This is a genomic window from Mycobacterium sp. E787, from assembly GCF_001668725.1.
Taxonomy (GTDB): domain Bacteria; phylum Actinomycetota; class Actinomycetes; order Mycobacteriales; family Mycobacteriaceae; genus Mycobacterium.
On sequence record NZ_LZKL01000064.1, the window covers coordinates 112,001 to 130,818 of the forward strand.

The following is an 18,818-nucleotide window of genomic DNA, read 5'->3' on the forward strand; positions in this document are numbered from 1 at the left end:
CCCGCCAGGCTCCCGCTAGTCTTCGGGGATGTCGCGCTGGATCTCGTCGAGCCAGATGCGTGCGGACATGTCCGATGGGGCGCGCCAATCCCCGCGCGGCGACAACGCGCCGCCGTGCGACACCTTGGGCCCGTTGGGCAACGCCGATCGCTTGAACTGACTGAACGAGTAAAACCGCTGCACGAAGACCCCGAGCCAGTGCCGAATCTCCTTGAGCGAGTAAGACGGTCGCTTGTCCTCGGGGAATCCCGCCGGCCAGTTGCCCTGCTCGGGGTCACTCCACGCATGCCACGCCAGGAACGCGATCTTCGACGGCCGAAAGCCGAACCGCAGCACGTGGAACAGCGAGAAGTCTTGCAGTGCAAAGGGTCCCACCTTGGCCTCGCTGCTCTGCAGCTCCTCCTCCTCGCCGCTGGGAACGAGCTCCGGGGTGATCTCCGTGTCGAGCACCGACTGCAGCACATCGGTCACGTCGGATTCGAACTGCCCGGACGAGATCACCCAGCGGATCAGGTGCTGGATCAGCGTCTTGGGCACGCCCCCGTTGACGTTGTAGTGCGACATCTGGTCGCCGACCCCGTAGGTGGACCAGCCCAGCCCCAGCTCGGAGAGGTCCCCGGTGCCCAACACGATCCCGCCGCGCTGGTTGGCCAGCCGGAACAGGTAATCGGTGCGCAGCCCGGCCTGGACGTTCTCGAAGGTGACGTCGTACACCTTCTCCCCCCGGGAGAACGGGTGGTCGATCTCCTTGAGCATCAGCTTGGCGGTCTCGGTGATGTCGATCTCGGCGAAGGTGACGCCGAGCGCGCGGCACAGCTCGATCGCGTTGCGCTTGGTACGGTCGCCCGTCGCGAAGCCGGGCAGCGTGAACGCCAGGATGTCGCTGCGCGGCCGTCCTTCGCGGTCCATCGCGCGCGCGGCGACGATCAGCGCGTGCGTCGAGTCCAGCCCGCCCGAGATGCCGATGACGATCTTCGGGTAGTCCAGGGCGCGCAGCCGCTGCTCGAGCCCCGAGACCTGGATGTTGTAGGCCTCGTAGCAATCCTGTTCCAGGCGTTGCGGATCGGCCGGCACGAACGGGAAGCGCTCGATCTCGCGGCGCAGGCCGATGTCGCCGCCCGGCGGGTCGAGCCGGAACTCGATGCGCCGGAACGACTCCGCGGTCGCCCGGTGGTGGCGCCGGTTGTCGTCAAAGGTCCCCATCCGCAGCCGTTCGGCGCGAAGCAGGTCCATGTCGACGTCGGCGACGCTGCGTCGCTCCCCCTTGGGGAAGCGTTCGGACGAGGCGAGCAGGACGCCGTTCTCCCAGATCATGGTCTGCCCGTCCCAGGCCAGGTCGGTGGTGGACTCGCCCTCCCCCGCGGCGGCGTAGACGTAGGCGGCCAGGCAGCGCGACGACGCCGAGCGGGCCAGCAGGCAACGGTCCTCGGCGCGGCCGATCGTGATCGGGCTGCCCGACAGGTTCGCCAGCACCGTGGCCCCCGCCAGCGCCGCCTCCGCGCTGGGCGGGATCGGCACGAACATGTCCTCGCAGATTTCGACGTGCAACACGAAGCCGGGCAGGTCGGATGCGGCGAACAGCAGATCGGGACCGAACGGGGCCTCTATCGAGCCGGACCCGTCGCCCATGCGGATCAGGCCGCGCTCGTCGTCCCCGGGCGCCATCTGGCGGCGCTCGTAGAACTCCCGATAGGTGGGCAGGTACGACTTGGGGGCGACACCGAGTACCGCGCCGCGGTGGATCACCACGGCGCTGTTGTAGATGCGGTGCCGGTGGCGCAGCGGGGCGCCGACGACCAGCACCGGCAACAGGTCGGCCGACGCCGCGACGATGTCCGTGACGGCTGCTTCGACGTCGTCGAGCAAGAGGTCTTGCAGCACGATGTCCTCGATCGAGTACCCGGACAGCGTCAATTCCGGGAACACGGCCACGGCGACGCCGTCGTCGTGGCATTCGCGTGCCAGCCGCAGCACCGACTCGGCGTTGGCCGCCGGGTCGCCGAGCGTGGTGTGGTGGGTGCACGCGGCGACGCGGACAAAGCCCTGGCCGTAGCTGTTGTAGAAGTCCTTGGAAGACACCATCCCTCCCATTGTCGCCCGAGCAGTGTCAACCCCTGCCCGTCGGGTATCCCCAACGGTATGAGCGATACCGCTGTCCTAGTGGTCGACATGATGAACACGTATCAGCATCCCGACGCTGAAGAACTCATACCCAATGTCGAGAAAATCATGGACCCGCTCGCCGACCTGGTCCGCCGCGCGCGGCAGGCCGACGGCGTCGACCTGGTCTACGTCAACGACAACTACGGCGATTTCACCGCTCAGTTCTCCGACATCGTCGGCTCCGCACTCGACGGGGCGCGGCCCGATCTGGTCAAGCCGATCCTGCCGTCCGACGAGTGTCGGGTCATGACCAAGGTGCGCCACAGCGCCTTCTACGCGACGGCGCTGGCGTATCTGCTCGGCCGCCTGGAAACCAAGCGGTTGATCCTCACCGGCCAGGTCACCGAGCAGTGCATCCTCTACACCGCGCTCGACGCCTACGTGCGCCACTTCCCCGTCGTGATCCCCACCGACGCCGTCGCCCACATCGACGCGGACCTGGGCCAGGCGGCACTGCGGATGATGGAGCAGAACATGTCCGCCGGGCTCACCACCGCGGCCGACTGCCTCGGCTGACGATCCGCCGCGAGCGTGCGCACAATGCCGGCTTCGTCGGCGTGTCGGCGGACGAACACGCACGCTCGCCCGGGGCACTACCCTCGAGGCGTGGACGCTCCCGAACTCGTCGCGCTGCTGACCGGTCGCCGGGTCGCGGTGCTGACCGGGGCCGGGATGTCGACCGACTCCGGCATTCCCGACTACCGCGGTCCCGATTCGCCGCCGAGCAATCCCATGACCATCCGCCAGTTCACGTCGGATCCGGTGTTCCGGCAGCGGTATTGGGCGCGCAACCACGTCGGGTGGCGGCACATGGACGAGACCCGGCCCAACGCCGGGCACCGGGCGCTGGCCGCGCTCGAGCAGGCGTCGATCGTGACGGGCGTGATCACCCAGAACGTCGACCTGCTGCACACCAAGGCCGGCAGCCGAAACGTCGTCAACCTGCACGGCAGCTACGCACGGGTGGTCTGCCTGGGCTGCGGGTACGCGCTGAGCCGCGCCGCGCTCGCCACGCAACTCGAGGCGCTCAACCCCGGATTCGTCGAGCGCGCCGAGGCCGTCGGCGGGCTGGCGGTGGCTCCCGACGCCGACGCCGTCCTCGCCGACACCGCGTCGTTCCGCTACCTCGACTGCCCGCGCTGCGCGGGCATGCTCAAGCCGGACATCGTCTACTTCGGCGAGAGCGTTCCCAAAGATATTGTGGCCGAGTCGTTTTCGCTGGTCGATCGGTCCGAGGCGCTCCTGGTGGCCGGCTCGTCGCTGACGGTGTTCTCCGGCTACCGATTCGTGCGCCATGCCGCGGCGCGGGGCATGCCGATCGCCATCGTCAACCGCGGTGCCACCCGGGGCGACGACCTGGCCACCGTCAAGGTCGACGGCGGTTGCTCGGAGTTGTTGACCCTGCTTGCCGACGAACTGGCGCCGCTGGCCGTCCGCTAGAACGTGCAGGGCATGCTACGCACGGCGTGGATGAAATTGCCTGCCACGTAGGTCGGATCGCCCGCCTGAATGCCCGGCAGCTGACGGAGGAGTTCGCCGAAGATCGCGCGCAGCTGCGCGCGGGCGACGTGGGCGCCGAGGCAGAAGTGCACCCCGCCACCACCGAACCCGACGTGCGGGTTGGGGTTGCGGCTCAGGTCGAAACGCTCCGGATGGTCGAACGCCTCGGTGTCCCAGTTGCCCGACGGGTAGAACATCACCACCTTCTCGCCCGCGCGGATGGTCTGGCCGCCCAGCTCGAAATCCGTTGCGGCCGTGCGGCGAAAGGTCATGACCGGCGAGGCCCACCGGACGAATTCCTCGACCGCGGTGCCGATCCGGTTGTCGAAATCCTCGAGCAGCCATTCCCTTTGCTCTCCGAAGTCGGTGAGCGCCCTCAGCGCGTGGCTGGTGGTCTGGCGGGTGGTGTCGTTGGCCGCCACGGAGAGCAGCACGAAGAACGCCGCCACGTCGGCGTCGGACAGCCGGTCACCGTCCACCTCGGCGTTCACCAGGCCGCTGATCAGATCGTCCCCGGGGCGCTCACGGCGCTCCGCGGCGAGGGCGCCGGCCACCTGATGCACGTACGTCTGGTTCTCGACCAACACCTGCATCGGGTGGCGGCCGTCGAGATAGTCGGGGTCGGCCCACGACACCATGGCGTCGGTCGCGTGCGCCATGAGCTCGCGTTCGGATTCCGGGATCCCCACCATGTCCGACAGCGTGCGGATGGGCAGTTCCTTGGCGCAGCGGTCGACAAAGTCCGCCCCGCTGCCGGCCGCCCGAAGCTCCTCGACGATGGTCCTGGCGTTCGCCCTGATCGAATCCTCGATGCGGCGGACCTGCCTCGGGGTGAACGCGGCGCTGACGAGCTTGCGCAGCTTGGTGTGCCGCGGCGGGTCCATCGCCAGGAAGGACTGCGACGCCTCGAGCAGCTCCACCGGGATGCTCTCGAACATCACGCCCCTGCCGGACAAGAACGCGTCGTTGTTGCGGCTGACCGTGACGATGTCGGAGCGCCGGGTGACGGCCCAATATCCCGCGTCGTCCGGGTCGGGCATCAGCGCGTCTTCGACGGGAGGATGCCAGCTCACCGGCCGCTCGGCCCGCAGCACGGCGAACGAGCGTTCCCGCTCCGCCGCGGTCGTGGACCAGAACGCGCGCGACGACAGATCGATCGGGTCGTACGCCCGCGGACCGCCGGACCTCTCCACCAACACCGCCATCGCTGCTCCTCCTCGTTATGACCCCGGTCACAGACTGTGAATGACAGTATGCCTAGACATGATGTCTAGTCAATGCGTCGAGTGCTGGACTATGCTGGCCGAATGCCGTCGGTCACCCGAAAGGCGCAGGCCAATCGCGAGCAGGGACGCCAGCAGCGGCGGGAGCAGCTCGAGCGGCGGTTGCTGGACGCCACCGAGCGGCTGATGCGCGACGGCGCCAGTTTCACCGAGCTCAGCGTCGACCGGCTCTCGGGCGAGGCCGGCATTTCGCGGGCCAGCTTCTACATCTACTTCGAGGACAAGGGCCACCTGCTGCGCCGGCTGGCCGGTCAGGTGTTCGCCGACCTCGCCGACCGGGCCGACCGCTGGTGGAGCGTGGCGTGGCGGCACGACCCCGCCGACGTCCGCGCCGCGACGGCGGGCATTGTCGCCGGGTATCGGCGTCATCAACCGGTGCTCGTCGCCCTGAACGAGATGGCCGGCTACGACGCGGTGGTCGGGGCGACCTATCAAAACCTGCTGACCGCCATCACCGGGCGGGTGACCCGCGTCATTCAGGACGGCCAGGCGGACGGCTCCATCCGGCCCGAGCTCCCCGCGACCGCCACGGCGAGCGCGCTGACGTGGATGGTCGAGCGCGCATGCCAGCAGAATCTTCCGACCGCCCCGGACTCCTACGATGCCGAGCTGGCCGAGGCGCTGGCCCAGATCATCTGGGGCAGCCTGTATCTGACGGCGATGCCGCCGGCCTGACGCATCGGCACGCTGCGGTCGCATCGCCACCAAATCCAGTGATCAACGCAACATAGTTAGGGCCCTAACTATTAGCGTACGGTGAAAGTGTGGCCGCACCGACCGCCCCCGAAATCGACCCGCTCGCCCTCGAACAGCAGGTCTGCTTCGCACTGAGCGTGACCAACCGCGCCGTGTTGGCCGTCTACCGGCCGCTGTTGGAACCGCTGGGACTGACCCATCCCCAGTATCTGGTGATGCTGACCCTCTGGGATCATCAGAAAACACCAGCGGGACGGCAAAAACCGCTGGCGGTCAAGGAGATCGCGGCCACGCTGCAGATGGATTCGGCCACACTGTCGCCGATGCTCAAGCGCCTGGAGGCGCTCGGGCTGATCACCCGCACCCGAAACGCCGTCGATGAGCGCTCGACCGACGTCAGACTCACCGCCGGCGGCACCGCGCTGCGCCGGCGCGCGCTGCAGATTCCGCCCGCCGTGGTCGAACGCCTGGGCGTCGACATGGACGAACTGCGGCACCTGCACCGGGTGCTCAGCCGGATCAACGCGGCCGCCCTGGCCGCCGGTGCCCTACAGACCTGACCCCCGAAGGAGCGCCACCATGGCCAGCACCAGACCCAACCTCTGGCAATACATCGCCTACTCCTACGGGCGATGCCTTCCCGACTCGATGCGCGACTGGGTCGCCAACGACCTGGCCGGCAAGGGAGCCGTGCGCCGGCACATGATCCGGTGGGCCATACCGCCGCTGTTCGTCCTGGCGCCCTTCTGGCTACTGCCCGCCTCGCTGTACGTGCACAGCGAGATGACGGTGCCCCTCTACATCTGGGCCCTGCTGATTTCGCTTGCGCTGAACAAGGTCTGGCGCCGGCACCGGCTGGCGCAGCATGGCCTCGACCCGAACCTGGTCGACGTGCTCAAGAACAAGAAGCAGGCCAAGATGCACGAGGACTACGCCCGCCGTTACGGACCGCGTCCCGAATCGGCCGCGTGGCAGGACAACAGCAACCCCTTCACCTGACCGGCTACACGGCCACCAGGTCGTCGGCGTGCACCGCCGGCCGGCGCAACTCGCCGGGCAGGTCGGACGTCGACCGGCCCATCATGGTGGCCAGCTCGCCCGCGTCGTAGGCGACCACGCCGCGGGCCACCATGGTCGCGTCCGGTCCGCGCAGTTCGACAACGTCCCCGGCGTAGAACCGCCCCGAGACCGTGGTGATGCCCGCGGCCAGCAACGAGCGGCGTTGCCGCAGCACGGCGCGCACCGCCCCCTCGTCCAGCGTCAGGGAACCGGCCGCCTCGGCGGCATAACGCACCCAGAACCGCCGGGCCGACATTCGATCCGGCCGCGCGGCGAACACCGTCCCGGTTGAGGCGTCGGTGAGCGCGGTCGCGGCGTCGGTGGCGGCGGCCAGCAGCACCGGGACCCCGGCGTCCGCGGCCAGCAGCGCCGAGGACATTTTCGAACCCATGCCGCCGGTGCCCAGGTCGCTGCCCGGGCCGGCGACCACACCGTCGAGATCCGCGGAGCCGGAAACCTCGGGGATGAACCTGGCGCCCTTGGTCTTTCGCGGATCGGAGTCGTAGAGCCCGTCGATGTCCGAGAGCAGCACCAAAGCCTCGGCTCCGACCAGGTGGGCCACCAGCGCCGAGAGCCGGTCGTTGTCGCCGAAGCGGATCTCGTTGGTGGCCACCGTGTCGTTTTCGTTGACGATCGCCACCGCGTGCAGCGCGCGCAGCCGGTCCAGGGTGCGCTGAGCGTTGGTGTGCGACGCGCGCACCGAGACGTCGTGCGCCGTCAGCAGCACCTGCCCGACCGTGCGCCCGTAGCGGGCGAACGCCGCGCTCCACGAGTTCACCAGCGCGACCTGGCCGACGCTGGCCGCGGCCTGCTTGGTCGCCAAATCCTTCGGGCGACGAGGCAATCCGAGCGGCTCGATGCCGGCAGCGATGGCGCCCGACGACACGATGACCACGTCGGTGCCCGCCTTCATCCGCGCCTCGATCGCGTCGGCCAGCCCGGCCAGCCGGCCGGCGTCGAACACCCCCGACGGCGTGGTCAGCGCGTTGGTCCCGACCTTGACCACGAGACTGCGCGCGGTCCGGATGGCTTCGCGGTGGGCGCTCACGGCTGGTCACCACGTTCCCGGCGCTGACGGCGGGCGGCCTTGCGCTCGGCGGCGCCGGGCCGCTCGGTGCGCTCCAACCGCGCATCGGTGCCCCGGCCCGACAACGCGACGTGCTGGCCCGCCGGAGTCTGCGGCTCCCAGTCGAACGTCATCTCCCCGATGGTCACCGCGCAGCCCGGCCGCGCGCCCAGCCGCAGCAGTTCCTCCTCGACTCCGAGGCGCGCCAGCCGGTCGGCCAGATAACCCACCGCTTCGTCGTTGTCGAAGTTGGTCTGGCCCACCCAGCGCTCGGGCCGCGCGCCGGTGACCACGAAGCCACCCTCCCCGTCCGGCTCGACGGCGAACCCGCTGTCGTCGACGGGGACCGGACGGATCACCGGGCGGCGTGGCACGATCTGCGGCCGCGACGCGTTGTAGTCCGAGATCATCTTCCACAGCCCAAAGATCAAGGGCTGCAGGCCCTCCCGCGCGACCGTCGACACCAGATACACCGGCCAGCCGCGCTCGGCGATCTCGTCGCGCACGAATTCGGCGAGCTCACGGCCCTCGGGGACGTCGATCTTGTTGAGCACCACCGCGCGCGGCCGCTCGGCGAGGTCGCCCAGCGCCGTGTCGCCCTGCAGCGTCGGGGTGTACGCGGCGAGTTCGGCTTCCAGCGCGTCGATGTCGGAGATGGGGTCGCGGCCGGGTTCTGCCGTGGCGCAGTCGACGACGTGCACCAGCACGGCGCACCGCTCGATGTGCCGGAGGAATTCCAGCCCGAGGCCGCGGCCCTGGGACGCGCCCGGGATCAGGCCCGGCACATCGGCGATGGTGAAGGTGTGCTCCCCCGCCGAGACGACGCCGAGATTGGGCACCAGCGTGGTGAACGGGTAGTCGGCGACCTTCGGTTTGGCCGCCGAGATCGCGGACACCAGCGAGGATTTGCCGGCCGAGGGGAACCCGATCAGGCCGACGTCGGCGACGGTCTTGAGCTCCAGCGTCAGGTCACGTGACTGGCCCGGCTCGCCGAGCAGCGCGAAGCCCGGGGCCTTGCGGGCGCGCGACGCCAGCGCGGCGTTGCCCAGGCCGCCGCGGCCGCCGGCGGCCGCCTCAAACCGCGTGCCCGCGCCCACCAGATCGGCGAGCAGCCGGCCGTTTTCGTCCAGCACCACGGTGCCGTCGGGAACCTTGACCTCCAGGTCCGCACCGGCGGCGCCGTCGCGGTTGTTGCCCATCCCCTGTTTGCCCGAAGGGGCGGTGACGTGCGGATGGAAATGAAAGTCCAGCAGGGTGTGCACCTGCGGGTCGACGACCAGCACAATGCTGCCGCCGCGGCCCCCGTTGCCCCCGTCGGGTCCGCCCAGCGGCTTGAATTTCTCGCGGTGAACCGAGGCGCAGCCGTTACCGCCGGAACCCGCCCGAGCGTGGATGACGACGCGATCGACAAACCGAGGCATCGAGGGTCCTCTCAACTACCGCGGGCGTGATGCGGGCCGCGCATCCGGCCCGGGCGTCGACGCCTAGTCGGCGGTCTGTCCGGCCGCGACGATGCTGACGGTCTTGCGTCCGCGCTTGACCCCGAACTCGACGGCTCCTGCTTCCTTGGCGAACAACGTGTCGTCGCCGCCGCGCCCGACGCCGGCGCCGGGGTGGAATTTGGTGCCGCGCTGGCGGATCAGGATTTCGCCGGCCTTGACGACCTGGCCGCCGAATCGCTTCACGCCCAGCCGCTGTGCGGCGGAGTCGCGACCGTTGCGCGAGCTGGAAGCGCCCTTCTTGTGTGCCATGTCTGTCGCCTTACTACTTGATGCCGGTGACCTTCAGGACCGTCAGCTGCTGACGGTGGCCCTGACGCTTGTGGTAGCCGGTCTTGTTCTTGAACTTGTGGATGCGGATCTTGGGGCCCTTGGTGTGCTCGAGCACCTCACCGGTGACCGCGACCTTGGCCAGCGCGGCCGCGTCGCTGGTGACCTTGGCGCCGTCGACGACAAGGGCCACCGGCAGTGTCACGTTCGAACCCGGCTCGGAGTCCAGCTTCTCGACCTTGACCACGTCTCCGACGGCGACTTTGTACTGCTTGCCGCCGGTCTTGACGATTGCGTAGGTCGCCATCGTTGCTCCTGCCTCTTTCTGCTGGCCGCGCGCGTGCCACCGGCCTGCGCGGGGTGGGTCTGGGGTGCGGGTCCGCCCCCGGCAAAAACCCGGGCCCGGCGGTCCCGCCGCCGCCGGCCACGGTCGGCCTGACGACAACTGTCCAAGGGTACTTGACCAGCGGCTACAGGGTCAAACCGGCCCTCGGAAAGGCCCGGCGTCGGCGCAGGTCAGTCCACGTGGATCGGCGGGCCGGCCGGCCTGCCCGCGGCGCGGCGGCGGCGTGGGTGTCCCCCGGGCGAGCCGCCGTTTCCTGCGGAGTTCCGTGTGGTCTCGTCGTCGGAGTCGGCGTCCTCGTCGTCCAGATCGTCTTCGTCGTCGTCCAGGTCCAGGTCCTCGTCGTCGCCGAGATCCTCGTCGTCGAGGTCGTCGTCGCTGTCGTCGTCGCTGTCGTCGTCCGCGTCGAACTCGTCCTCGTCTTCGTCGGCATCCTCGAAGTCATCGGTGTCGGTGTCCTCGAGGCCGGCGGCACCCCGCTCCTCGGTCTCCTTGTCGACGGTAGCGGTGAGCACCTCGCCGGCCTCGTCGGGCTCGCCCTCGCCCTCGTCGTCCTGGCCGGCACCGGACGAGCCGGCGGCCATCGCCTTGAACATCGGGTGTTCGCCGGGTGCGTGCGCGGGCACCTTCGCCACGGTGGGCTGGTCGGCGGCCTCTTCGGTCCCCTTCTTCTTCGAGCGCCGGCCCCGTCGACCACCGGACTCGGACTTGCGGCCGTTCGACGGGGCGGAATCGACCGGGTCGCTGTGCAGCAGGATGCCGCGGCCGCCGCAGTTGGGGCACGACGACGAGAACGCCTCGATCAGCCCCGTGCCCAACCGCTTGCGCGTCAGTTGCACCAGGCCCAGGGACGTCACCTCGGAAACCTGATGGCGGGTGCGGTCGCGCGCCAGCGCCTCGGTGAGCCGCCGCAGCACCAGGTCCCGGTTGGACTCCAGCACCATGTCGATGAAGTCGATGACCACGATGCCGCCGATGTCGCGCAGCCGTAATTGGCGCACGATCTCCTCGGCCGCCTCGAGGTTGTTCTTGGTGACGGTCTGCTCGAGGTTGCCGCCGGACCCGGTGAACTTGCCGGTGTTGACGTCGACCACCGTCATGGCCTCGGTGCGGTCGATCACCAGCGTGCCGCCCGACGGCAGCCACACCTTCCGCTCCATCGCCTTGGCGAGTTGCTCGTCGATGCGGTGCACCGCGAACACGTCCGGGCCGCTCGCATCATCCGGGCCGGAGGCCGGCTCGTACTTGGTCAGCTTCGAAACCAGCTCCGGGGCAACGGAATTCACGTACTCGTTGATCGTGCTCCAGGCCTCGTCGCCGGAGACGATGAGGCCGGCGAAGTCCTCGTTGAACAAGTCGCGGATGACCTTGACCAACACGTCCGGCTCTTCGTAGAGCGACACCGCGGCACCCGCGGCCTTTTCCTTGGTCTCGGCCGCCTTGGCTTCGATCTGCTGCCAGCGCTCCTGCAGGCGGGTGACGTCCTTGCGGATGTCGTCCTCCTTGACGCCCTCCGACGCGGTGCGGATGATCACTCCGGCGTCGGACGGCACCACCTCGCGCAGGATCTCCTTGAGCCGCTGGCGTTCGGTATCGGGCAGCTTGCGGCTGATCCCGGTCGACGACGCGCCCGGCACATAGACCAGGTAGCGACCCGCCAGCGACACCTGCGTGGTGAGCCGGGCGCCCTTGTGCCCCACCGGGTCCTTGCTGACCTGGACGACGACATAGTCGCCGGGCTTGAGGGCCTGCTCGATCTTGCGGTCGGACCCGCCCAGTCCGGCGGCCTCCCAGTTGACTTCGCCGGCGTAGAGCACGCCGTTGCGGCCGCGACCGATGTCGACGAACGCCGCCTCCATCGAGGGCAGCACGTTCTGCACGATCCCGAGGTAGATGTTGCCCACCAGGGACGCCGACGCCGCCGAGGTCACGAAGTGCTCGACGACGATGCCGTCCTCGAGCACCGCGATCTGGGTGTAACGCGCGCCGGGGTGCGGCGGCTCGGTGCGCACCCGGTCGCGGACGACCATCACCCGTTCGACGGCCTCGCGGCGCGCCAGGAATTCGGCCTCGGTCAGCACCGGCGGGCGGCGCCGCCCGGCGTCCCGCCCGTCGCGGCGGCGTTGCCGCTTGGCCTCCAGCCGGGTGGAGCCGTCGATGCCCTTGATCTCGGCGTTGCCGGAGCCCTCGCCGTTCTTGCCGGCGCGCGACGGCCGCTCGTGCACCACGGTGTTGGGCGGGTCGTCGGGCGACAGCCCCTCGTCGTTGTCGTCACCGGCTGCCGATTTGCGCCGCCTGCGCCTGCGGCGGCGGCGAGTGGCCCCGTCCGGCGAACCGTTCTCGTCGTCGGAGTCGTCGTCGGACTCGTCGGAGTCGCTGTCCTCGTCGCCGGTGTCGTCGTCGCCGTCGGGTCCGCCCTGTTCGCCGCGTCCGCGGCCACGCCCCCGACGCCCGCGGCGCCGGCGGCGGTTGGCCGGTCGATCGGCCTGGTCATCGTCTTCGTCGTCGGCTTCGTCCGAGTAGTCGCTCTCGTCGGCGGCAACGCCGGGACCGACCTCCACCGGCTGCGGCGCCACGAACAGCGGCAGATACTCCGCCGGCTCGGTGGAGCTCCGCAGCAGCAGCGGTTGCTGTTTGGCCGCCGCATGGCTGAACCCCGGGATGTTGGGCAGGGGTTTGGCGAAGATCAGGTCACGGACCCGGAGAGCGTCCTCGCGGTCGACGCCGGAATGCACGTTGCGGGTGCGCCCGTCGAGCGCGGTGAGCGCCTCGAGCACCTCTCTGTTGGTGCTGCCCAGCGCTCGCGCCAGCTGGTGCACCCTCAGGCGGTCCGGCAGGTCCTCGTGCTGCGCCGGCTCGTTGGCGGGATTCGAAGGCGGTGCACTGTCTACCACGTACTCTCCTCAAGCCCCCGGGCGCGTCGTTTCGACGCGGCCACGCGAGGGCTTCACTATGGGCCCGGGTCGCTTCTCCCAGGCTTGTGATGGTCTTGCCCCGAGCGGCTCGGGGAGAACTCACTCGGCGCCGTGCTGAATGTCGGCCTGACATGCGGCGCAACATCGCGGCGATGGCGATGGTCGCGCTTGTCCAAGTCTTCATTCGGGTGTCCGAAGCCGGTCCGGCGACGTTCACCCGCTGTCAGTATCCCACATCACCGCCCGTGCCCAACCGCAGCCGATACACGAACCTCAGCAAACGCCGTCGGGAGCCCGTGCGGCGGCTATCCCGCCAGCGCTAAATGCCTGGAAACCAGAGGCCGATCTCGCGCTTCGCGGAATCGGCCGAATCGGACCCATGCACCAGGTTGAACTGCGTTTCCAGCCCGAAGTCGCCCCGGATCGTGCCCGGGGATGCCTTGTCGACCGGGTCGGTACCCCCGGCGACCTGCCGGAATGCCGCAATCGCCCGCGGCCCCTCCACGACCGCGGCCACCACCGGCCCCGAGGTGATGAATTCCAGCAACGATCCGAAGAACGGCTTGCCCTCGTGTTCGGCGTAATGCTGGGCCGCCAGTTCTTCGCTGACGTGCCGGAGCTCCAGCGCCGCGATGGTGAGGCCTTTTCGCTCGATGCGGCTGATGATCTCGCCGATCAGGTGCCGCTCGACGGCGTCGGGCTTGATCAGTACCAGGGTCCGTTCGGTCACGGCGCACAGCGTACAGAACCCTTTGCCGATCGGCCCTACTCCTGCCTGCGGCGGACCTCGGCGCGGAAGTAGGCGATCAACGCCCACAATGCGGTGAAGAGCACCCCGATGAACCCCACCCCGGGGTAGACCGCGAAGCCGGCCAGCAGCACCACCTGGACGCCCAGGTTCACCCAGATCGCCCAGGGCCTGCGCTGGACCGCGGCAAGCAGGATCAGCACGACCGCCAGGCCGATCAGGTAGGCCAGCGACGCGGCGGTCAGTCCGCCACCGACGGCGCCCACCACCGGTATCGCGAGCAGCACCACGATCGCCTCGAGGATCAGCGTCGCGGCCATCACCGCGGCGAAGCTGCGCCACGGGTCGGCGGGCGGGGCCGGGTTCTGATCGGTCATTCCGGATCCCTGCCGAACAGGGTCCGGGCGGCCCCGGCGGTGACGACGGAACCGGTGACGACGATCCCGGTCCCCGAAAACGATTCCGCCGCATCACTTTCCGTGGCCGCCTCGTCGACCAGTGCGGTCGCGACGTCGATGGCGTCGCGCAGGTTCTCGGCGGTGGTGACGCGGTCCGGCCCGAACCGCTCGCCCGCGGCCAGCGCCAGCGCCTCGACGTCCAGGGCCCGCGGCGAGCCGTTGTGGGTGACGACGACGGAGTCGAAGGCCGGCTCCAGCGCGGCGAGGATGCCGTCTACGTCTTTGTCGGCCATCACGCTGATCACCCCGACCAGGTAGCGGAAGTCGAACTCGTCGGCCAGCGTCTGCGCCAGCGCCGCGGCGCCGGCGGGGTTGTGCGCCGCGTCGATGAACACCGTGGGCGCGCTGCGCATCCGCTCCAGCCGCCCGGGGCTTTTGACGGCGGCGAAGCCGGCCCGTACCGCGTCGACGTCGAGCTGGCGCTGCGCGCCGGCGCCGAAGAAGGCCTCGACCGCCGCCAGGGCCACCGCCGCGTTGTGCGCCTGGTGTTCGCCGTGCAGCGGCAGGTAGACGTCGGAGTACACCCCCCCGAGGCCCTGCAGCTGCAGCACCTGGCCGCCGATCGCGACCTGACGGCCCAGCACCGCGAACTCCGAATCCTCGCGGGCGACGGCGGCGTCGGCGCGCACGGCCTGGGCCAGCAGCACCTCCATGGCCTCGGAGACCTGGCGCGCGATGACGGCGACGGTGTCCGGTGCGCCGTCGGGCGCTTTGCCGATGATGCCGGCCTTCTCGCCGGCGATCCCGGCGATGTCGTCGCCGAGGTAGTCGACGTGGTCGATGCCGATCGGGGTGATCACCGCCACCGGCGCGTTGACCACGTTGGTGGCATCCCAGCGCCCGCCCATGCCGACCTCGACGACCGCGACGTCGACGGGCGCGTCGGCGAACGCGGCGAACGCCATCGCGGTGAGGACCTCGAACTTGCTCATCGCCGGTCCCCCGTCGGCCTGCGATTGCGCGTCGACCATCTGCACGAACGGCTCGATCTCGCGGTACGTCGCCACGTACCGCGCGGGGCTGATCGGTTGCCCGTCGATCGCGATGCGCTCGACGGCCGATTGCAGGTGCGGGCTGGTGGTTCGGCCGGTGCGCCGACCCAGCGCGGTCACCAGCGCGTCGACCATCCGCGCCACCGAAGTCTTGCCGTTGGTGCCCGCGATGTGGATCGACGGATAGCCCAGTTGCGGCGACCCGAGCAGGTCCATCAGGGCGCTGATCCGGGTCAGGCTCGGCTCGATCTTGGTCTCGGGCCAGCGTTGATCCAGCAGATGCTCGACCTGCAGCAGGGACGCGATCTCATCCGGTGTGGGATCCGCGCTGATGCGCGGTCCCCACTCGGGCTGCTCCAAAGTCATTGCAGCGCAGCCAGCCTCGCGTTGATCCGGTCGGTTTCCTCCTGGGCCACGCGCTGGCGGTCGCGGATCTTGGCGACGACCTGCTCGGGCGCCTTGGCCAGGAAGTCGGCGTTGCCGAGCTTGTCGGCCGTCGACGCGAGCTCCTTTTGCGCTGCGGCCAGGTCCTTTTCCAGGCGGCGGCGCTCCGCGGCGACGTCGATGGTGCCCGAAGTGTCCAGCTCGACGACGACGGTGCGGTCCATGGCGGGGCCCAGCCGAACCTCCAACGAGACCGAAGCGCTGAACTCGGGGGTGGGCTCTGTGAGCCACGCCAGTGCCGTCACCGCGCTCACCTGGCGGTCCAGGTCCGCGCTCCCGATACCGCCCAATCGGGCCGGCACCTTCTGCCGGTCGGCCAAGCCCTGTTCGCTGCGAAACCGGCGAACCTCGGTGACGAGCCGCTGCATGTCCGTGATCCGCTGCGCCGCAACGGGATCCAGAGCGACACCCGAGGGTTTCGGCCATTCGGCGATCACCAGCGACTCCTGGCCGGTCAACGCCTGCCAGAGCGCCTCGGTGAGGAACGGGATGACCGGATGCAGCAGCCGCAGCAGCGTGTCGAGCACCGCGGCCAGCACCGCGGTGGTGTGAGTGAGCCCATCGGCGAGCTGCGTCTTGGCCAATTCGACGTACCAGTCGCAGAATTCGTCCCAGGCGAAGTGGTAGAGCGATTCGCAGGCCCGGCTGAACTCGTAGCCGTCGAAGGCCGAATCGACCTCGGCGCGAACCTCTTCCAGCCGGCCGAGGATCCAGCGATCGGCGTCGGTGAGCCCGGCGCGCGCCGGTAGTGGCGCCGGCGCGGCGCCGTTCATCAGCGCGTAGCGGGTGGCGTTGAACAGCTTGGTGCAGAAGTTGCGCGAGGCCCGGACGGCGTCCTCCCCGACGGACAGGTCACCGCCGGGGCTGGCGCCGCGGGCCAGCGTGAACCGCAGGGCGTCGGCGCCGAACGCGTCAATCCAGTCCAGCGGGTCGATGACGTTGCCCCTGGACTTGCTCATCTTGCGTCCGTATTCGTCCCGGATCAGCCCGTGCAGAAAGACATCGGTGAACGGCACCTGCGGGCCGCGGCGGCCGCGGAGCGTGATGGCTTCGTCGTCGCCGACAAACGTGCCGAACATCATCATCCGCGCAACCCAGAAGAACAGGATGTCGTACCCGGTGACCAGAACGCTTGTCGGATAAAATTTTTCCAGCTCCGGGGTCGCTTCGGGCCAGCCCAGTGTGGAGAACGGCCACAGCCCGGACGAGAACCAGGTATCCAGCACGTCGGGGTCCTGCTCCCAGCCCTCCGGCGGCGCCTCGTCGGGACCGACGCACACCTGTTCGCCATCGGGCCCGTACCAGATCGGGATGCGGTGGCCCCACCACAGCTGGCGCGAGATGCACCAGTCGCGCATGTCGTCGACCCAGCCGAACCAACGCGGTTCCAGGCTGGCGGGGTGAATCACGGTGTCCCCGTTGCGAACCGCATCGCCGGCGGCCTTCGCCAGCGATTCGACCCTGACCCACCATTGCAGCGACAGGCGCGGTTCGATGACTTCACCGCTGCGCTCCGAATGTCCGACGCTGTGCAGGTAGGGCCGTTTCTCCTGCACGACGCGGCCCTGCGCGGCCAGTGCTTCGCGCACCGCGACGCGGGCCTCGAATCGGTCCATGCCGTCGAATTCGGTTCCCGTGCCGGTGATGACGGCCCTGGTGTCCATGATGCTCGGCATCGGAAGGTTGTGCCGCAGCCCGATTTCGAAGTCGTTGGGATCATGCGCGGGCGTGACTTTGACCGCACCGGTGCCGAACTCGGGGTCGACGTGCTCGTCGGCGACGATGACGAGCTCGCGGTCCACGAACGGGTGCGGCAGCCTGGTCCCGACCAGATGTGTGTAGCGCTTGTCGTCGGGATGCACGGCGATGGCCGTGTCGCCCAGCATGGTCTCCACCCGGGTGGTCGCGACCACGATGTGCGGCTCGTCGTCGCGCATCGACCCGTAGCGGAACGAGACCAGCTCGCCCTCGACCTCCTCGTGTACGACCTCGATGTCGGAGATCGCCGTCTGCAGCACCGGAGACCAGTTCACCAGCCGCTCGGCCCGATAGATCAGCCCGGCGTCGTAGAGCCGCTTGAAGATGGTGCGCACCGCCCGCGACAGGCCCTCGTCCATGGTGAACCGGTCGCGGCTCCAGTCCACGCCGTCGCCGAGCCGGCGCATCTGCCCGCCGATGGCGCCCCCGGACTCGCGCTTCCAGTCCCACACCTTCTCGACGAACAGCTCCCGGCCGAAGTCCTCCTTGGTCTTGCCGTCGACCGCGAGCTGCTTTTCCACCACGCTTTGCGTCGCGATGCCCGCGTGGTCCATGCCCGGCTGCCACAGCACCTCGAAGCCCTGCATGCGCTTGCGGCGGGTCAGCGCGTCCATCATCGTGTGTTCCAGCGCGTGGCCCATGTGCAGGCTGCCGGTCACGTTCGGCGGCGGCAGGACGATCGAATACGCCGGCTTCGCGCTGCTCGCGTCCGCCGTGAAGTAGCCCGCGTCCAGCCACCTCTGGTAGATGGCGCCCTCCATCGCGGCCGGATCCCACGACTTGGGCAGGTCGGCGGTGGGGCGGGGGCTGGCGGTCACCGGTCAATTCTAGGGAGACACGTTTGCCCGCGTGTAAGCGGCCGAATCCGCCTGGTCACACGGATTCGACCGCTGTCACCGCCCCGACGGTCAGGGAATGGTCAGCACTTGACCGGGCTGAATCAGGTCCGGGTTGGGGACACCGCTGGCATCCGCGATCACCTGGAATTTGCTTCCGTCACCGTAGAAGCGCTCCGCGATGGCCCACAGGCTGTCGCCCGGCTCGACGGTGTACGTCCGAACGGCGGGCTCTTCGGGCACGGCGGGCTCTTCGGCCGCGGCTTCGGCGACCGGTTCCTCGGCGGCGGCTTCCTCGGCTGCCGGCTCCTCGGGGGCCGTGGCGGCCTCGGGCGCCGGCGGCGGCGGGGCGTCCGTCTCAGTCTTTGTCGACCAGGCCGGCCCGTCGGCGGCGTACAGGACCAGATTGCGATCGTCCTGTAGCACCAGTTTGACGTCCTTCTTGCCCTCGGTGTCGCTGTGCCACACCGGTTTGTCCGCGGTGTACACCACGAAATTGCCGTCGGGCTGCACCTCGGCGCGCACGACGTCCTGGCCGTCGGTCCCGGTGGCCCAGAGCGCCTGGCCGCGAGATGCCAGCACCAGGTTGCCGTCGTCTTGCAATGTGAGGGTGTAGGCACCGTTGTGCGAGGTGAGCGACTCCCCTCGCACCAGCTTCTGCCCCGCGGTGAGCGTGTCCGACATTGCATTCCCCTCTCGTCGTCGTCCGGCCGATTGGGGTCAGACGTCATTTGCCTTGTCCGATAAGGACGAACCTACTCATCTTGGTTCGTTTAAGGCAGCCCCGA

At 69.3% G+C, this 18,818-nt stretch carries 17 protein-coding genes; 5 read left to right on the forward strand and 12 right to left on the reverse strand.

The window, feature by feature from the left end; all coding sequences use genetic code 11:
• Window positions 1–15: 15 nt before the first annotated feature.
• Window positions 16–2,082: an NAD(+) synthase gene (locus tag A5705_RS13860; protein ID WP_068278146.1), complete on the reverse strand. Its 2,067-nt coding sequence runs from the start codon at window positions 2,080–2,082 to the stop codon at window positions 16–18.
• A gap of 57 nt (window positions 2,083–2,139) precedes the next feature.
• Between A5705_RS13860 and A5705_RS13865 the strand changes: the two genes are divergently transcribed.
• Both A5705_RS13865 and A5705_RS13870 read left to right on the forward strand, forming a co-directional pair.
• Window positions 2,140–2,679: a cysteine hydrolase family protein gene (locus A5705_RS13865; RefSeq protein WP_068278148.1), complete on the forward strand. Its 540-nt coding sequence runs from the start codon at window positions 2,140–2,142 to the stop codon at window positions 2,677–2,679.
• A gap of 90 nt (window positions 2,680–2,769) precedes the next feature.
• The gene (locus A5705_RS13870; RefSeq protein ID WP_067876352.1) at window positions 2,770–3,603 is read left to right on the forward strand and encodes an NAD-dependent deacetylase; all 834 of its coding nucleotides are present in this window, start codon (window positions 2,770–2,772) and stop codon (window positions 3,601–3,603) included.
• On the opposite strand, the gene A5705_RS13875 is transcribed toward A5705_RS13870, so the two are convergent.
• Window positions 3,600–4,868 (reverse strand): cytochrome P450, encoded by a 1,269-nt coding sequence (locus A5705_RS13875; protein ID WP_068278154.1) that lies wholly within the window; start codon window positions 4,866–4,868, stop codon window positions 3,600–3,602. The genes A5705_RS13870 and A5705_RS13875 overlap by 4 nt on opposite strands.
• A 102-nt stretch (window positions 4,869–4,970) precedes the next feature.
• On the opposite strand from A5705_RS13875, the gene A5705_RS13880 reads away from it, so the two are divergent.
• From A5705_RS13880 to A5705_RS13890, 3 genes are all read left to right on the forward strand, one after another.
• On the forward strand, window positions 4,971–5,621 hold the full coding sequence (locus A5705_RS13880; RefSeq protein WP_067876345.1) for a TetR/AcrR family transcriptional regulator: 651 nt from the start codon (window positions 4,971–4,973) through the stop codon (window positions 5,619–5,621).
• Window positions 5,622–5,710: 89 nt separating this feature from the next.
• Window positions 5,711–6,202: a MarR family winged helix-turn-helix transcriptional regulator gene (locus tag A5705_RS13885; protein ID WP_067876342.1), complete on the forward strand. Its 492-nt coding sequence runs from the start codon at window positions 5,711–5,713 to the stop codon at window positions 6,200–6,202.
• 19 nt (window positions 6,203–6,221) lie between these two features.
• Entirely contained in the window at window positions 6,222–6,641 is a 420-nt protein-coding gene (locus A5705_RS13890) for a DUF5313 domain-containing protein (RefSeq protein WP_067876339.1), read from the forward strand.
• Between the two features lie 4 nt (window positions 6,642–6,645).
• On the opposite strand, the gene proB is transcribed toward A5705_RS13890, so the two are convergent.
• From proB to A5705_RS13940, 10 genes are all read right to left on the reverse strand, one after another.
• Window positions 6,646–7,749, reverse strand: coding sequence for a glutamate 5-kinase (gene proB / locus A5705_RS13895; protein WP_067876336.1), 1,104 nt, complete (start codon window positions 7,747–7,749; stop codon window positions 6,646–6,648).
• Window positions 7,746–9,188 carry a GTPase ObgE gene (gene obgE, locus A5705_RS13900; protein WP_068278155.1) on the reverse strand — a complete coding sequence of 481 codons (1,443 nt, stop codon included), beginning with the start codon at window positions 9,186–9,188 and terminating at the stop codon, window positions 7,746–7,748. The genes proB and obgE overlap by 4 nt, the downstream gene beginning before the upstream one ends.
• 63 nt (window positions 9,189–9,251) lie before the next feature.
• Entirely contained in the window at window positions 9,252–9,518 is a 267-nt protein-coding gene (gene rpmA / locus A5705_RS13905) for a 50S ribosomal protein L27 (protein ID WP_067876332.1), read from the reverse strand.
• 13 nt (window positions 9,519–9,531) lie between these two features.
• Window positions 9,532–9,843, reverse strand: a complete 312-nt coding sequence (gene rplU, locus A5705_RS13910; RefSeq protein WP_067007977.1) for a 50S ribosomal protein L21 — start codon at window positions 9,841–9,843, stop codon at window positions 9,532–9,534.
• A gap of 209 nt (window positions 9,844–10,052) precedes the next feature.
• On the reverse strand, window positions 10,053–12,773 hold the full coding sequence (locus A5705_RS13915) for an Rne/Rng family ribonuclease (RefSeq protein WP_068278158.1): 2,721 nt from the start codon (window positions 12,771–12,773) through the stop codon (window positions 10,053–10,055).
• A gap of 340 nt (window positions 12,774–13,113) precedes the next feature.
• A complete protein-coding gene (gene ndk, locus A5705_RS13920; RefSeq protein WP_067876326.1) occupies window positions 13,114–13,524 on the reverse strand; it encodes a nucleoside-diphosphate kinase in 411 nt (136 codons plus the stop codon).
• Window positions 13,525–13,559: 35 nt separating this feature from the next.
• On the reverse strand, window positions 13,560–13,919 hold the full coding sequence (locus tag A5705_RS13925; protein WP_067876322.1) for a DUF4233 domain-containing protein: 360 nt from the start codon (window positions 13,917–13,919) through the stop codon (window positions 13,560–13,562).
• A complete protein-coding gene (locus tag A5705_RS13930) occupies window positions 13,916–15,358 on the reverse strand; it encodes a folylpolyglutamate synthase/dihydrofolate synthase family protein (RefSeq protein ID WP_067876319.1) in 1,443 nt (480 codons plus the stop codon). The genes A5705_RS13925 and A5705_RS13930 overlap by 4 nt, the downstream gene beginning before the upstream one ends.
• On the reverse strand, window positions 15,355–18,012 hold the full coding sequence (locus A5705_RS13935) for a valine--tRNA ligase (protein WP_067876316.1): 2,658 nt from the start codon (window positions 18,010–18,012) through the stop codon (window positions 15,355–15,357). The genes A5705_RS13930 and A5705_RS13935 overlap by 4 nt, the downstream gene beginning before the upstream one ends.
• 90 nt (window positions 18,013–18,102) lie before the next feature.
• Complete coding sequence (locus tag A5705_RS13940) at window positions 18,103–18,714, reverse strand: LysM peptidoglycan-binding domain-containing protein (RefSeq protein WP_067876313.1); 612 nt, start codon at window positions 18,712–18,714, stop codon at window positions 18,103–18,105.
• Window positions 18,715–18,818: the final 104 nt, after the last annotated feature.

Excerpts from the sequence above, each read along its gene's own strand:
- A5705_RS13860 (WP_068278146.1), bottom strand. The coding sequence starts at position 2,082 with ATGGTGTCTTCCAAGGACTTCTACAACAGCTACGGCCAGGGCTTTGTC.
- A5705_RS13865 (WP_068278148.1), top strand. The coding sequence starts at position 2,140 with ATGAGCGATACCGCTGTCCTAGTGGTCGACATGATGAACACGTATCAG.
- A5705_RS13875 (WP_068278154.1), bottom strand. The coding sequence starts at position 4,868 with ATGGCGGTGTTGGTGGAGAGGTCCGGCGGTCCGCGGGCGTACGACCCG.
- A5705_RS13880 (WP_067876345.1), top strand. The coding sequence starts at position 4,971 with ATGCCGTCGGTCACCCGAAAGGCGCAGGCCAATCGCGAGCAGGGACGC.
- A5705_RS13890 (WP_067876339.1), top strand. The coding sequence starts at position 6,222 with ATGGCCAGCACCAGACCCAACCTCTGGCAATACATCGCCTACTCCTAC.
- obgE (WP_068278155.1), bottom strand. The coding sequence starts at position 9,188 with ATGCCTCGGTTTGTCGATCGCGTCGTCATCCACGCTCGGGCGGGTTCC.
- rpmA (WP_067876332.1), bottom strand. The coding sequence starts at position 9,518 with ATGGCACACAAGAAGGGCGCTTCCAGCTCGCGCAACGGTCGCGACTCC.
- rplU (WP_067007977.1), bottom strand. The coding sequence starts at position 9,843 with ATGGCGACCTACGCAATCGTCAAGACCGGCGGCAAGCAGTACAAAGTC.
- A5705_RS13925 (WP_067876322.1), bottom strand. The coding sequence starts at position 13,919 with ATGACCGATCAGAACCCGGCCCCGCCCGCCGACCCGTGGCGCAGCTTC.
- A5705_RS13930 (WP_067876319.1), bottom strand. The coding sequence starts at position 15,358 with ATGACTTTGGAGCAGCCCGAGTGGGGACCGCGCATCAGCGCGGATCCC.
- A5705_RS13940 (WP_067876313.1), bottom strand. The coding sequence starts at position 18,714 with ATGTCGGACACGCTCACCGCGGGGCAGAAGCTGGTGCGAGGGGAGTCG.